Raw genomic sequence first — 15,270 nt, 5'->3', positions numbered from 1 at the left:
GGCTGTTTCAAAACGGGACTGCAACCTGATTGGTTGGTGAATATATAGATATGTTTCCTGACGGTTTTTTTCTAAGTATTCTTTTCTTGAGTCCGTGGTTTTGGAACAGCCTTTTCATTTTTTATGATTCTGGAATAATTGTAACGCCGATTGTTCGAATAGGAGAGTCTTGTTTGGCACTTTGATTCGTCGCTTTGTAGTATTTTAACATTAAATCGTTCAATTCATTTTGGAAGTTAAGGAAGCTTTCATCATCAAGCTTTAGTTCTATAAGGGAAAAGGTTGAACCATCTTCTGCGCAGTCTCTTTCTTCTAATTTAGTAAGATAGTTTTGATATTGGGTCATAAGGGATAATTGATAATAAGAAAAATAGTTCACCTTTTTTTCATTAGAGGATTTTTTCCATTCTTCCCCGCTAAGCCGTGCTTCTTCTTCATTTAAAACGTAATATTTTTCGGAAACGGATCTCACTTTTTTCTCTTTTACAATGCGTATGACCCCTGAATCCAAAAGAACCTGTATATGTCTATATAATGTTGCTTGGGGTACATCTTTAATAATTTTTAACATTTCTAATGGTGTTAAACCATTTTCCCTATTTCTCATTAAAGCTTGGGTAATCTTTATTCTTACCGGGTGCATTAAAATTTCAGCTTTATTAATCATCTAATTCTCCTCACATTGTTATAACTGGATAATTTTTGATCAAATTTAATGTTGGTCATGAATAATAAGTTTAATTCGTCATATATTGTAATGTTTGAATCATTTTCATTTAAATAAAAATGACACGGTTCGAAAAATAATATTACCGAAATATTTTTTCGAAGTAAATAATAAGCCTTTTTAAATAATTTAAATTTTAAAAAAAAGATGTCTTCATGCAATGAAAATTAATAAATATCGCGATATTTTATTATTATTCATTATGATAATATTATCATTATAAATAACAATAAAAACTAAAACAATATTTTATTAAGAAAAAAAATAGGTGCAAAATTCCAAATTACATGTTATCATTATCGATAATGATAATAATATTTCGTTACCAAAGGAGTGGTATATATGGAATTGCATTATGGATGGAACGAATTGAAAGATATTGATTTCATGTCTATTCTGCCGATTATTTTACCGGTAATTGTAATTGGAATGATTTTAGTGCTTATAGCATTAATTGATTTATACAGAAATCGAAAGACGAGGAAAAATGTTTTATTGTGGACACTCATCATTATTTTTGCAAATACTATCGGTCCAATTCTGTACTTCGTTATCGGTAGAAAGGATAGTGAAAGAATATGAAATTAGAGATTAAAAATGTTACAAAAAAATTCAAAGAAAAAACAGCGGTCAATAATTTTTCAATGGAATTGCAATCAGGGGAATGTGTTGGATTGATTGGGCCCAATGGGGCTGGTAAATCGACACTGATAAAAGTGATTGCAGATATTATAGATCCAAGTATGGGAGAAGTATTGCTTGATGGTAAGAAAATTTCAAAAATGAAAAAGGAAATAGGCTACTTACCACAATACCCTAACTTCTTTCAATGGATGACCGCCAAAGAAACCCTTACTTTCATGGGGCAGCTTTCGGGTATCAAGAGGGAAGAATTATTAAGCGGCATCCCAGAGATATTGTCGAAAGTGGGGTTGAGCGGGGAAGAGAATTCAAAGGTGCGGACTTTTTCAGGCGGAATGAAACAAAGGCTTGGAATTGCACAGGCGCTGTTACATAAACCGGCATTGATTGTCATGGATGAACCGGTTTCGGCATTAGATCCAATCGGCCGGAGAGAAGTGTTGAATATCATAAAAGAGATAAAGAAAGATACGACAATTTTATTATCGACGCATATATTAAGCGATGCAGAAGAAATATGTGAGAGGTTTGTCATTATAAAAAGCGGTAAAAAAATTGAGGACACAACAATGCCAGAATTATTAAACAGGAATAGCGGAAATAAAATCAATGTCGACATAACCTCTAAAAGTCAAAAATGGATTGAAACCGTTAAAAGCTTGAACTTTGTCAAAGGTGTAGAGGTAATGGGAAATAAATTGAAGATAGAAGTGGAAAATATTGAGTCAAACAAGAATATGTTACTGGCGAATGCTTTGGAGCATAATGTTGATCTTGTCAGGTTCGAAATAGATAACGATACATTGGAAGAGATATTCTTAAAATTGGTGGTGGAAAAATGAATAATTTTGCCGTTTTAGCTAAAAAGGAATTTGTTCAGATGGTACGTGAATTTAAAGTGATTTGGCTACCGCTTGTATTTATATTTTTAGGAATAACTCAACCAGTTGTAAGCTATTATTTACCTTCAATATTAGAGGCACTGGGCGGGGGCCAAGGGATCACCATTGATCCAAGCATGGCTGCCCAAAAAGGCGGCGAAGTTCTTGCCAGTACCTTAGGGTCTCAATTTGATCAGCTAGGGGTCATGATCATCATCGTTTCCATGATGGGAGTCGTACAGTCCGATAAAGCAAATGGGATGCTTGCTTTCATACTTACAAGACCCGTCACGGTCGGATCATATATAAGCGGGAAAATCATTTCCAATTATCTGTTTGTTGCCTGCAGTGTAGCATTGGGATATTTGGTTTCATATCTGTATGTAGTTTTTTTGTTTACGAATGTTAACTTTGCGGATTTAATAGTGGCTTTGCTTTTCTATCTGCTGTGGATCCTATTTATCGTTTCATTCACGACGATGATCAGTACCATTTTTAATAGCCAGGGTATTATAGCATTAATTTCGATAGTATTTCTCCTCGGGTGTAGAATCATAGTTGGATTAAGTCCGGTAATAGACAATGTGAATCCGGCAAGCATGAGTAAACATGCCATGGAAGTACTGATTTTAGGCACAGTCAATTCACAGGCGATTTGGGGTGCATTAGCTGCACTTGCATTGACGGCAGTAACGATATTGGTAACGAACATATGGATTTCAAAAAAGAAATTCAATAATGAGTAAGTTTGGGGTGGAAATGTGTTAATCATGAAGTGATCGGAGGGTGATAACTTTGTTAAGCATCACAGATTTAGAGAAAAGCTACTCGGCCAGGAAGATTTTGAATGGGGTAAATCTAGAAATCAAAAAAGGGGAAATCTTAGGTTTTATAGGAGCAAATGGTGCAGGGAAAACCACGACGCTGAACATTATTACGGGCATTTTAGATTCTGAAAATGGAAAGGTTGAAATAAATGGCCTGACCAAAGAAGACGGCATAGAATATAAAAAACAATTTTTCTTCATTCCTGATACTATCAATGTATTTAACAATGTTTCGGGATTTGATTGGATTCGTTTCTTGATGAACCTATATGGAAATGATGACAAAGAGCGGTTGGGGAAATATATCAACCGGTTTGGGATGCAGGAGTCCATTAAAAAGCCAATGGGAAGTTATTCTTATGGAATGATGCATAAGGTATCCCTGATAGCGGCTTTTACCATTAATCCCCCGATCATCATTATGGATGAACCATTAAACGGATTAGATCCAAACGCCGTTTTAGTTTTTAAGGGCTTGATCAAACAATATGTTGAAATGGGCGGTACAGTGTTTTTCTCGACGCATCTGCTGGATGTGGCAGAGAAAATTTGTAATACAGTGGCTATTTTAAAAGAGGGAAAAATCATCCTGCATGATGAAATTCAAAATATAATAGGTGAAAGTTCATTGGAATCTACCTTTATGGAGGCTCAGGTATATGAAGGAAAAACTTCAGTTAACTAGATTTTTCGTTTCTTCCTTCTATAAAATGCCCAAGCAGACAATGTTGCAGGCTGTCCTGATAATCGCCGTTTTTTATATGTTTTTGCAGCTGACTGTCGTTAATGCCTTTGTTTATTTTCTTGGAGATACCCAGGTCTTCCTATTTTATAATTTGACGATTTCCAGCATTCTCGTCTTTGCATTGGTTTGTTATTTGTCCACATCACAAATATTTGCTTATTATGAATTTAAAGTATTGGCACCTCTGCCGCTCACCTATAAGGAAATATCAAGGGCTAAGGTGTTAAGTAGCTTATGCGTCCCCATCATCTTATCAATGATAACCCAAGTGCCAACATTAGGCTTCTTGATAGTCGATCTAAAGTTTATGGAAGCAATTAAATTATTCGCGTTTTTACCGATTGTCAATGGATTAACGGCCTTGTTCCTGCTTTTTATCCTATCGTGCATTAATAGGTATTATTATAGATTCAAAAGTAAAGTAGCATACTTAATGGTGAACATTGCTATCATCCTATTGCTTACGATTTTTTCCATCGTATATTTTGCAGGAAAATCATCAATTGCCATTTCAAAGGTCTTCTCGGAAATAGATTTGAATTCTTTTGAAGGGCTAAAAAACTCGTTGGAATTGTTAATGAGACATATGTTTGAAACCGCAAATATGATTCCAGTGATTAAGTGGATACTGGATGCTTTTGTTTCAAATGAAATAACAGGTCAATTTTTTATTATTTATATTTCGATACTGGTAATTGGTTTCCTATTGTATTCAATTATTATAGAAAACATTTCTGTTAATTACTTTAAAAACGGGTTATTGGGAAACAACAAAACGAATATAAAAAACTCAAAGGTTAATATATCAAAAAATCAATGGAGTAACTATTTACAAAGAGAGATATGGATCATTAAGTCTGAAGCATATTTTAAGATGCAAATCGCTTTAGGTCTCCTGTTGCCGCCAATCGTATCACTTGTCATATTATTGCTGATTCAGAATGAAGTGTTCCCGAGTTATTTGAATATAACGAAAGAGGGAGTCTTTGATAAATATTTTTCATATTCGGTCCTTTTCTTGTGTTGTATAAATAATATAAGCGGAACTCCATATTCAAGAGAAGGGAAATACCATTATTTACTGAAAAGTACCCCTTTTGATGAAAGATATGTTTATTTTTCTAAAGTGATATTTTCATCAATAATCAGTATTATTGCCGTAGTGATCAGCTTTATAATATTTGCGCTTTTTGGCTATTGGGAAATGGAAAATGCAGTCTTGTTATTGATTACTTCTTGTTTAGTGGTTTGCTATAATCTTCTAACACCATTATATGATATGAAAAATCCTAGTATAGAATGGGAGAACCCATCTGCTGCAATTAAATCAAACCCCAATGTATTAATAAGCCTGCTTTATGGATTGCCATTATTAATCATGGTAACAGCGATTCATTTTGTCTTGATTTGGTTCAGTGTCCAACCCCTGATGGGAGCTCTGATAATTTTAATGATCGCAATAGCGATCAATTCCATTTTGATTAATAGATTGAAAATAAATTTATGAAAGTCTTTATATTAGAAAAACATTTCCGTTTGATAAAGGAAGTACAGAAAATCGGCACTAAATAAATTTAAAAAAGGAGTGTCTTATTATGGGGAAGCACCATGATAAAGATTTTAAAATTTATGCTGCTCGATTAGTATTGGAAGAAGGCAGAAAACCTAAAGAATTGGCCGAAGAACTTAATATCTCCATACCTACATTAAGAAATTGGGTCAATATCTATAAAGAAACAAATGAAGATGGCCCGGCGGACTCCAGTAATGGTTTTTCAGGGCTCAGTCTGAAAGAGGAAAAGGATAAAATAATTAAAGATTTACAGGAAGAGAATGAGATTTTAAAAAAGGCAATGCACATTTTTACGAAACAACCAAAATGATTGAACAGTATTAAAGCCATATTTTATTTTTCACAAATTATAGTGAAAAATAAAATATGGCTTTTTTATTAGAAAATTTAAGGTTAATTTTTTCATCTAAATTCACACGATAAGTCCTATGAAAATACTACTAAAGAAGAAAAAATAAAAATTGGTAAAGTTATTATGTAATGTAGATAATTTACAAATTTTTAATGGACTCGGCAAAATTGTTGTGATAAAGTGTTATCGATAATGATAATAGGTAATATTTGACCTAGAAAATGAAATATTTGTTTAAAAAAAGAAATTTTTGAGGTAAAAAATGGAGAAAAATGCGAGATTTCTAGAAAAAAGAAGGGAGGCAAATTATAATTGATTGAATATTTTATGAATAAGAAAAAAATTTATAAATCTTATATCAAGTTTTATGAAGCGGATTCAGTCAATTTGAACTATATTGATGATGTTTTTAACGAAAAAGAATGGAGTTATCTAAATTTGCAAAATGGTCCCAAAAGAATCATCGAAGCAAAGAAAAGTTTGTACTGTGGAAAAAAAGCAATTATGGAATTTTTAGGTATAGGTTTGGATGAAATAAAGAATGTATCACTGTTGAAAGGAGTCTTTGGACAGCCGGTTATTGTTGCAAACTTGTTCTTATTAATGAACATGGGTATATCCATCACACATACGGATAAAACATTCGGAATATTGATTTTTGATCAGCTGCATCCAATGGGAATCGATATTGTGACTAAAACGAAATCTGATTCTGAATTTTTGGAGAATTATTTAACGGAATCCGAGAAAAAAATGATTAAGGAAAGTGATGGTGTTTTAAGTAAAGAAATTTTCTTTAGTGCAAAAGAAAGTCTATCAAAGATACTAAAAACAGGATTGACCTCTCCACTTGAAATCTATGAGATTTCCAAGGTTGAATTGGATCATGATAACATCTCACTTTTTTATAAAAATTTTTCCCAATACAAATCGACGGTTGTACTCGTGAATGATGAAATAAGAAGTGTTACCTTTCCAATAAATTCTACAAAAATAATTGAGGGGGAATACCAATGGAATTAAAAATGGAAGCAAATGCTGAATTAAGAAACAATAACAAATTAGTGCAATATCTTTTTAAAAAAGAGGATAGAGTTCATAAGTTAATAATTTCGTTATTGATACTCAGTTTAATAGCAGGTATCGAAACGACGCTTTTGTTATATTCTGCAGATCAAAAAGGGATGAACGTATTAAATGGCATGTCCATTTCAGAAATCGGAGCCATGGGTTTTGCCATTAACACAATTGTAATGGGGGCTCTAGGATTATTGGTTACATTCATCATTCAAATATTAATTGTGTGCCTATTATTTTTAGTTTTAAAAGAAAGGCCGGTAAATATAAAAGGGATCTGCCAAGCTGTCATAAATGCAGGGATATGCATCGTGATTGGATCTGGTGTTAATGCAATCATCGCATTATTGGTTAAGAGCAAGGAAACGACATTTACTAGTTTATCCTTACTGGTGCATGATAAACATTCCATCCTTCACACATTCATGGCTGAGTTTGAGTTGTTTTACATTGTCAGTTTAATTCTATTCAGCTATAGTCTGGAAAAATTGGCGCTCATTAAGAGAAGAAATGCATTGATCATAACGATTGTAATAGCTTTGATTTCTTTGGTTTTTCATATGTTGACAGTTGCATCAGGCACATATTTAAAATAATGGGGGAAAATGATGAATATGAATTCTTTAGCGAATTTATTTGAAGAAAGTGTTAGGGAATATGGAGACAATATTGCAGTAAGAAATAAGGATAGGCAATTTACATATAAAGAAACGAATATCTTGGCAAATAAAATGGCAATGTACATAAAGGACAAAGGGATAAATAAAGGAGACAATGTCGGAATCTATATTGAAAAATCCGAGCATGTTTTATTTTTGATCATAGCACTACTTAAATCGGGTGTTACTTATGTACCTATCGACCCTAAAAGTCCTGATGAAAGAGTAAAGCATATAATAAAGAATTCAGAATTGAAGTTATTAATTGGGGATAAAAGCAATATTAGCGACATTGATTGTAATTATGTATCCATTGATGAAGTGATAGAGAATTCAAAAGAAATGACAGGTGAGAATCTACATACTTTAATTGACCCAGAAGATCCAGCCTATATCATTTTCACATCGGGCTCTACAGGAAAGCCTAAAGGAGTTTGCGTTTCACATGAAAATGTCATGAACTTGTTTTATGGCTGCGCCGATTTGTTCGAGTTTAATAATAAAGATAAATGGACATTTTTCCATTCCTACGCATTTGATTTCTCCGTATGGGAGATGTGGGGGGCTTGGATATATGGCGGAGAAGTTGTAGTGGTTTCATTTGAAGAAAGCAGAAATCCAATATCCTTTGTTGAATTATTGATAAGTACAGAAACAACCGTTTTTAATTGTACGCCAAGCGCTTTCTTCGAGGTGAGCGGTGAGCTCATAAATCGTCAAAATGAATTAAGTTTAAAATACATTATTTTTGGAGGGGAAGCATTAAACTTCAAGAAATTGACGCAATGGTTTTCTCCCGAAAATGGCAGACTGCCAAAGCTAATAAATATGTATGGAATAACTGAAACAACCGTTCATGTAACATACAAAGAAATCGCCAATAGTGATGTTGAAAAAGGAATTACCAATATCGGAAAAGTCTTGCCCCATCTTGGGTTCAAAGTGATGAATCAAAATGGAGAAGAAGTAACTGGAGATGAAGAGGGCGAGTTATACGTTTCAGGAAAAGGTGTATCGCTTGGCTACTATAAAAACCCCATGATGAATAAGATGAAATTTACGTATATTGATAATGTCCGCTACTATAAGTCAGGGGATGTAGTGAAACTGTTGGATGATGGTGATCTGCAATATATCTCCAGGAATGATGAGCAAGTGCAGCTAAGAGGTTTCAGGATTGAATTAGGGGAAATTGAGAGCGCGTATAATGATTTGCAAAACATCAAGAATGCAGTTGTTACGATGGATAAAGCGTTTAATGATGATATGCATTTATTCTTATACTATGTTGCTGATGAAGAATTAGCTGCTGATTATTTGAGGGAAAGTGTAAAAAGCTCTTTGCCAACGTATATGATACCAAGCTTTTTTATCAAGGTGGACAACATCCCCCTAACTGTAAATGGAAAACTGGATAAATCATTATTACCAAAATTCATAATAAAAGACTGTGAAGCTCCATCGAATATCAAGAGTCCAGCAGATAAAACAATAAGTGAAAAAGTAAGGGAATTGGTGGTTAGCATCATAGGCAATGGGGTTATAAATAATAATCAGTCGCTACTTGAAAGTGGAATGAACTCATTATCGATAATGAGATTGATTGTCAATATTAAAAATCAATTTCAGATTGAAATTGCGCCTTCCGTTTTATTGGAAAACGATACGATTATGAAATTATCCCAGGTCATAGAAGCTCGTCAAAAAGAAGAGGTAAAGCAAGAGTATACACCTATCAATATGAATGCCAGAAATACATACCCTTTAACATATGAACAAGAAAATTTGTGGTTCATTCATCAAACCAATATAGACAAATCATTATATAACATCGTTTTTTCGTATGAAATAGCAGGTGAAGTGAATGAAGGAAATCTGGAACTATCTTTAGATAAGCTAAGCAATAAGCATCAAATTTTAAAAAGTGTCATTAGAGAAGAAGCTGGAATGGGCATCTTGGCTTTCGATGAGTCGATTCATCATTATATTAATTATTTCGATGTTTCGGATATTCCTTCAGCCATGCAGGAAGAAAAAATGAATCACTTTGTGAAGGAAGAAACGGAACGGCAATTTGATTTAGGAAATGGTCCCCTCCTATCAATTACGTTAGTGAAGACGAATGAACGTGAATATCAATTATTATGTAACATCCACCATATCATTTTTGATGGTTGGTCGATTCCATTAATGATCAATGATTGGTTTGCCATTTATGAGCAAATCGAGAATGGACAACGAAATGATGAAGATAACCAATCAATCCAATATGGAGATTATGCTTTATGGCAAAAAAACTCACCAAATTATGTAACCAGTAAGGATAATGAGTTCTGGAGTAATGAACTAACTGCATTACGGCAAAAGTCCTTTTTACAATATGATCATCAAAAAACGGGAGAAGGTAAAAGCACGTCCGATATTATCAGCTTTTTGTTACCGAAAGAAATTCAAGACAACCTGGAAAGTCTTCATAAAAAAACGAAATCGACTTTGTTCATGAGTTTACTTACCGCCTATCAAACCTTTTTATCGGTTTATTTTGATGAAGGGGAAGTTGTCGTCGGCAGCCCTTTGGCGAAGAGAAACCATGTGGAAACTGAACAATTGATAGGATATTTCGTCAACACCTTGCCCTTTAAATTAAATGTGTCTCAGGAAGATTCATTTGAAGAGATTTTGCGAAAAAACATAAAAAATATTGCAGGTGTTTTTGACCATCAAAATTTACCTACTAAGGAAATTTTGAAATATATATCGGTAGAAAGAACCATGGGAAATACGCCATTGTTCGATACAGTATTTGTCCTGCAAAATAACCAAAAAGAAAAGCTGGCATATAGAAATTTCAAGTTAAAACCGAAAAAAATCAATACCTTTAAAGCTAAATTTGATTTGGTTGTTCAGGCAGAAGAAATGGATGAGGATGATTTAGTCATCTCGTTTGAATTCAACAAATCATTATTCAATAAAACGACGATTCAAAGAATGGCCAGTAATTTTCAGCATTGGCTGCAAGAGGTTACAACCCAGGAAAACAAGCGGATAAAGGACATTACCTACTTAGAGCCTGAACAGTTGCAATCAATAATCGAAATGGGGACAGGCAATGTAAATCAAGAAGTGGAAGATCATCGCTTTGAAGATGTAATAACCAGGTTTGAGAAAAAAGTAAGGACAAATTTCACTGATGTTGCCATTGTTCATGGTGATGCGCAGGTGACGTATAGCGAATTAAATGCCCGGGCAAATCAGGTGGCGCAACGCTTATTCCTAAACCATGTAGGTGTAGAGGATAGAATTGGGATTTTTATGGATCGATCGATCAATATGGTTACGGCCATTTTAGCCATTATGAAAGTTGGGGCGGCATATGTACCTTTGGACCCGTCACAACCAGTGTCACGGCTGAAACATATGATTGAGGATTCTCAAATCACATATTGTTTAAGTAATGAAGCAGGACTTCCCAAGTATCCTGGTGATGAAGGAAAACTATTATGTATCGAAGACATACTAAAAGAACGGGAAATTGAGTGCTCAGAATTCGATTCAAGAAAGATATCGGAAAGTGATCTGGCCTATATCATCTACACTTCAGGAACAACGGGAAAACCTAAAGGGGTCATGATTGAGCATGGAGGGTTGGCTAACCTCTGTAATTGGCATATCAATTATTATTCAGTCGATGGAAATGATGCAGCAGTACTGGTTTCGAATACATCTTTTGACGCTTCCGTTTGGGAGATATTCCCTTACCTGACGAATGGGAATAAACTCCTGATACTGGATTACTATGATTTATTGGATGTAGAAATCCTTTCGGAGAAGATGGAAAAGGAGAAAGTCACACTCGCGTTTTTTTCAACGGGACTGCTCGAGCAATTATTTATAAACGATATGAAATTCCCAGAATCAATCAGAGCTATTTTGACAGGGGGAGATCGTTTAAAAACGATACCCGATCGTTTGAGTTTTGATTTATATAATAATTATGGTCCAACGGAGGGAACTGTCGTTTCGACAGCATATAAGGTACTTCCAAGTGATGATACAGTGATTCCGATCGGAAGGCCAATATTAAATGCAGAAGCATACGTGTTCAATTCCTGGATGAAGCCGACTCCTATAGGTCAAATAGGCGAGCTGTATATCGGCGGGAAAGGCATTGCAAGGGGATATATAAATAATCCGGAGAAAAACGATGAAAGCTTTATTCCTAATCCGTTCAGTCCCTCAAGGACACTATATAAAACTGGAGATTTAGTTAAGTATGCCGAGGATGGAAATCTACTATTTGCAGGTAGAGCTGATGACCAAGTGAAAATCCGGGGATATCGTATCGAACTGGGAGAGGTCAGTGCAGTTCTGAATAAATGCACGGGTATAAAGGATTGCTTCATAGCGATAAAAGAAGAATCTAAATCGAAGAAATTCATCATTGCCTATTATATCGCCGACAATGACCTAGAAGAAAATTATATCCGGGATTATATGAAGAATCACCTTCCCCACTATATGATTCCTTCATATTTCATTAAACTGGAGTCCTTTCCGCTAACCGTTAACGGCAAAGTGGATGCGAAGAGCCTACCGGATACAAAAACGAATTCGGAAGGAGCCAACAGTAAAAGTGTCATTAATGGAACGGAACAAAAATTGTTAAAGATATGGAAAGAGGTGCTGAATAATCAGGAAATAACCATCTTTGATAACTTTTTCGAATGTGGAGGAGACTCCATCCTAAGCATTCAAATTTGTTCACTTGCCAAGAAAGAAAATCTTCACATCACTTCAAAAAACATCTTTGAAAAACAAAGTATCGAAGAGCTGGCAAAGGTTGTGGAATTGACGGGCGATTTAACGATAACTCAGTCTGATGTTTTTGGAAAGGCACCATTTACACCTATTCAAAGTTGGTTTTTCACTCAACAAATAAATAATTATAATCATTGGAATCAATCTGTAACGTTAAAGGGCTATCCGCAATTGAATGAGAAGCGGCTGCAAAGAATCATGGCCCATATCGTCAGACATCATGATGGGCTCAGATCAAGATTCAATAGAGAAGAATCATTTTCGCAGGTGGAAAAGCATATCGACCCGTCTGAAAATTGGACTTTGAATTACGTAAATCTATCAAACGTGAATAAGGACAAACAGGAACGGGAAATAGCTAGACTCGGGATCGATGCACAACAGGGCATCAACATATCAAACGGACCGCTAATGAAAATAGTATGCATCAATACAGATCAAAACGAGCATGAAATCATTTGGATCATTCATCATTTACTTGTTGATGGGGTTTCCTGGAGAATCTTGATCGAAGATTTTGACCAGCTATACATGCAAGATATAAACAATCAGGAACTAAAACTGGATAGTAAAACGACATCATATAAGGAATGGGCGAATAGCCTAAACCAATATAAAAATAGCATTCCTTTAGGCATTAAAGAGTACTGGCTGAATGAACATGACACAGCATACGAAAACGCCCTAGTCAAAACAGGGAATGTTTACGATGGAAAATCATTTGAAATGAAGCTGAATAAAGAGATTACAAACAAAATCTATAATGAAATGACAAAAGCGTATAAAGCATCTATCGATGAAATATACTTATCCATTTTCGCAGCGCTGATCGGGAAATATTTTAATAAAAAAGATATTCATTTTACTTTGGAGGGACATGGTCGCGAAGAGTTATTTGCAGGTGTCGATCTGTCCAGGACAGTAGGATGGTTTACGACCATGTGCCCGGTTTATATAGAAAATAAAGAATCCATTTCGAACACGATTCAAGGTACAAAGAAAAAGTTAAGGACACTGCCTAATAAAGGGATTGAGTATGGAATCATAACCGAATTATGCGGCGGGACACATATGAAACGAAATAGGCCGATCATCAGTTTTAATAATTTAGGTAGATTTCACCAAAACAATGAATGGGCTGCAAAAGAGGTCATCTTTTTTAGTGAACAAGATATTCAACATAATTCCTATACCGAACATGAAGTCGATATCGAATTGCTTGTAGTGAATGAGGAGCAAACCATAAAAATAAACTATAACAGACATTTCGTAAGAGAAGATTTTGAGCAATATATTCAACACAATATGCCGGAAATGTTACGGACATTGGAAGAAGAAACATTGGGAAAACAGATGTACCGTCCGGAAGACTTTCCATTGGTGGATATGCCCGAAGAGGAACTTAACCAACTATTGCACAAAGAAACAAGAATTGTTGATATTTATGAATTGACGGCTTTGCAAAAAGGGATGTTGTACCATAGCTTGTTTGATAGTGAAAGCAGCCAGTATAAAGTGCAACTCATTTTTGATATTAAAGGTTTTCTGGACGTCGAAAAATTAAAGAATGCCATTGTGACAACTGCAGGGAAACATGACATTTTAAAAACCAAATTATATTCAAGCAGAAAAGGGGTATTCTACCAACTGTTAATGAGTTCCATGGATACCGAGATTGAATATGAAGAAATAATTGATCATCAAGAGAACTTGGAAAAGTTGTTAGCAGATCAATATAAGATCATAGATATCGAGAACAATAAGTTGAATCGCTTCATGATCGTTAAGCTTGCGGAAAATGAATACCAATTAATATGGACATTCCATCATATTATTATGGATGGTTGGAGCTATTCGATGGTGATAAATGACATTTTTGCTTCTTATCATTCAATAGCAACATCACCATCCGTGAGTGCTTCATTTAAAAAGTATGTTGAATATATGAAAGATTATACGAGTAATAAGGAGCTGCGGGACTATTGGGCAGGGAAATTGGAAGGTGCTCGAAATTCCGGATCTAGTTTAATGGGAGTGTTGGAAGGCGAGGGGTACATTGAGAATAGCTACTTGAAAGTATTGGATGAGGAATTAAGTGATTCCATTCAACGATTCTGTCAGGAGCACAAGATTACCATGAATACTTTCTTTCTAACCATTTGGTTAGTCACTTTGAAAGAAGTAAAAGGAACGGAAAATGTATGCTGCGGCGTAGTGACATCCGGCAGGAATATTCCTGTCCAAAATATTGAGTCCATGGTTGGTCCATTTATCAATACTGTGCCGTTTATCAAGCATATCAGCCACGAAAAGACCTATATGGAAATACTGGATGAAGTTCAAAATGAATTTTTGGAATTAAGTGCCTATGAGAATACACCGTTATCAGAGATTTATGAGTGGGCTAATTTGGAAAACCAATTATTTGAATCATTATATGCTTTTGAAAACTATCCCGTGAAACTAGCTAATAATGATGAAATTAACGTGAGTTTGAAAGAAGGGCGGGAAACGACCCATTATCCAATCGTCATCATCATCACCCCTGGTTCAAGTGTTCAAATTAAATTTAATGAGGCAGCGGTCAATCCAAAGTTAAGGTCATCAGTACTTTCTATATTTAATCAAATCTTAAGTGAAATGTTGGAAAAATTGAAAGTGAAATGAGGGGAAATATATGGAGACAACAATTACGGTGAAGGAAAGGTTAATTGAGGAAAAGCTTATTGGATTTTGGAGGGAAATTTTAGAACAAGAAACAATAGATACAGATTCCAACTTCTTTGACTTAGGAGGGAATTCCCTTTTGGCCATGCAATTTATACAAATGGTGAAGAATAACCTGGGAGTGAGATTACCAATCAAAGTCATGTTCGAACAGTCCACCATCCAGGAACTATCTGTACTCATCAAACAATTGGACGATATGAATAAGTTAAGTTGAATGGAAAAGAATTGAGGTGTTTTAT

11 protein-coding genes are annotated in these 15,270 nt (G+C 34.8%); 10 read left to right on the top strand and 1 reads right to left on the bottom strand.

All coding sequences use genetic code 11. From position 1 onward, the window contains the following. Window positions 1-121: 121 nt before the first annotated feature. On the bottom strand, window positions 122-667 hold the full coding sequence (locus ACIQ0C_RS10665; RefSeq protein WP_403059614.1) for a helix-turn-helix domain-containing protein: 546 nt from the start codon (window positions 665-667) through the stop codon (window positions 122-124). A 402-nt stretch (window positions 668-1,069) separates the two neighbouring features. On the opposite strand from ACIQ0C_RS10665, the gene ACIQ0C_RS10660 reads away from it, so the two are divergent. From ACIQ0C_RS10660 to ACIQ0C_RS10615, 10 genes are all read left to right on the top strand, one after another. Further along, window positions 1,070-1,309: a PLD nuclease N-terminal domain-containing protein gene (locus ACIQ0C_RS10660; RefSeq protein WP_403059611.1), complete on the top strand. Its 240-nt coding sequence runs from the start codon at window positions 1,070-1,072 to the stop codon at window positions 1,307-1,309. Further along, entirely contained in the window at window positions 1,306-2,211 is a 906-nt protein-coding gene (locus ACIQ0C_RS10655) for an ABC transporter ATP-binding protein (protein ID WP_402838845.1), read from the top strand. Before ACIQ0C_RS10660 ends, ACIQ0C_RS10655 begins: the two co-directional genes overlap by 4 nt. Next, window positions 2,208-2,996 carry an ABC transporter permease gene (locus ACIQ0C_RS10650; protein WP_402838847.1) on the top strand — a complete coding sequence of 263 codons (789 nt, stop codon included), beginning with the start codon at window positions 2,208-2,210 and terminating at the stop codon, window positions 2,994-2,996. Before ACIQ0C_RS10655 ends, ACIQ0C_RS10650 begins: the two co-directional genes overlap by 4 nt. A 49-nt stretch (window positions 2,997-3,045) precedes the next feature. Beyond that, window positions 3,046-3,762, top strand: coding sequence for an ABC transporter ATP-binding protein (locus ACIQ0C_RS10645; protein ID WP_402838849.1), 717 nt, complete (start codon window positions 3,046-3,048; stop codon window positions 3,760-3,762). Next, entirely contained in the window at window positions 3,737-5,329 is a 1,593-nt protein-coding gene (locus tag ACIQ0C_RS10640; protein WP_403059608.1) for a hypothetical protein, read from the top strand. The genes ACIQ0C_RS10645 and ACIQ0C_RS10640 overlap by 26 nt, the downstream gene beginning before the upstream one ends. An 88-nt stretch (window positions 5,330-5,417) precedes the next feature. Continuing rightward, window positions 5,418-5,705, top strand: a complete 288-nt coding sequence (locus ACIQ0C_RS10635) for a transposase (RefSeq protein ID WP_402838852.1) — start codon at window positions 5,418-5,420, stop codon at window positions 5,703-5,705. 354 nt (window positions 5,706-6,059) lie between these two features. Beyond that, window positions 6,060-6,770, top strand: coding sequence for a 4'-phosphopantetheinyl transferase family protein (locus ACIQ0C_RS10630; protein ID WP_403059605.1), 711 nt, complete (start codon window positions 6,060-6,062; stop codon window positions 6,768-6,770). Then, entirely contained in the window at window positions 6,761-7,420 is a 660-nt protein-coding gene (locus ACIQ0C_RS10625) for a hypothetical protein (protein WP_403059602.1), read from the top strand. The genes ACIQ0C_RS10630 and ACIQ0C_RS10625 overlap by 10 nt, the downstream gene beginning before the upstream one ends. Before the next feature lie 12 nt (window positions 7,421-7,432). After that, complete coding sequence (locus ACIQ0C_RS10620; protein WP_403059599.1) at window positions 7,433-14,968, top strand: amino acid adenylation domain-containing protein; 7,536 nt, start codon at window positions 7,433-7,435, stop codon at window positions 14,966-14,968. 10 nt (window positions 14,969-14,978) lie between these two features. Further along, entirely contained in the window at window positions 14,979-15,245 is a 267-nt protein-coding gene (locus ACIQ0C_RS10615) for a phosphopantetheine-binding protein (RefSeq protein WP_402838858.1), read from the top strand. The last annotated feature ends 25 nt before the right edge of the window (window positions 15,246-15,270 follow it).

The sequence above is a fragment of the Peribacillus sp. NPDC096448 genome (genome assembly GCF_044762675.1).
GTDB lineage: Bacteria > Bacillota > Bacilli > Bacillales > DSM-1321 > Peribacillus > Peribacillus frigoritolerans_B.
The sequence above is the reverse complement of the archived record's forward strand: the minus strand, read 5'-3'. Positions and strand labels throughout refer to the sequence as shown.

Excerpts from the sequence above, each read along its gene's own strand:
- ACIQ0C_RS10665 (WP_403059614.1), bottom strand. The coding sequence starts at position 667 with ATGATTAATAAAGCTGAAATTTTAATGCACCCGGTAAGAATAAAGATT.
- ACIQ0C_RS10660 (WP_403059611.1), top strand. The coding sequence starts at position 1,070 with ATGGAATTGCATTATGGATGGAACGAATTGAAAGATATTGATTTCATG.
- ACIQ0C_RS10655 (WP_402838845.1), top strand. The coding sequence starts at position 1,306 with ATGAAATTAGAGATTAAAAATGTTACAAAAAAATTCAAAGAAAAAACA.
- ACIQ0C_RS10650 (WP_402838847.1), top strand. The coding sequence starts at position 2,208 with ATGAATAATTTTGCCGTTTTAGCTAAAAAGGAATTTGTTCAGATGGTA.
- ACIQ0C_RS10640 (WP_403059608.1), top strand. The coding sequence starts at position 3,737 with ATGAAGGAAAAACTTCAGTTAACTAGATTTTTCGTTTCTTCCTTCTAT.
- ACIQ0C_RS10635 (WP_402838852.1), top strand. The coding sequence starts at position 5,418 with ATGGGGAAGCACCATGATAAAGATTTTAAAATTTATGCTGCTCGATTA.
- ACIQ0C_RS10625 (WP_403059602.1), top strand. The coding sequence starts at position 6,761 with ATGGAATTAAAAATGGAAGCAAATGCTGAATTAAGAAACAATAACAAA.
- ACIQ0C_RS10620 (WP_403059599.1), top strand. The coding sequence starts at position 7,433 with ATGAATATGAATTCTTTAGCGAATTTATTTGAAGAAAGTGTTAGGGAA.
- ACIQ0C_RS10615 (WP_402838858.1), top strand. The coding sequence starts at position 14,979 with ATGGAGACAACAATTACGGTGAAGGAAAGGTTAATTGAGGAAAAGCTT.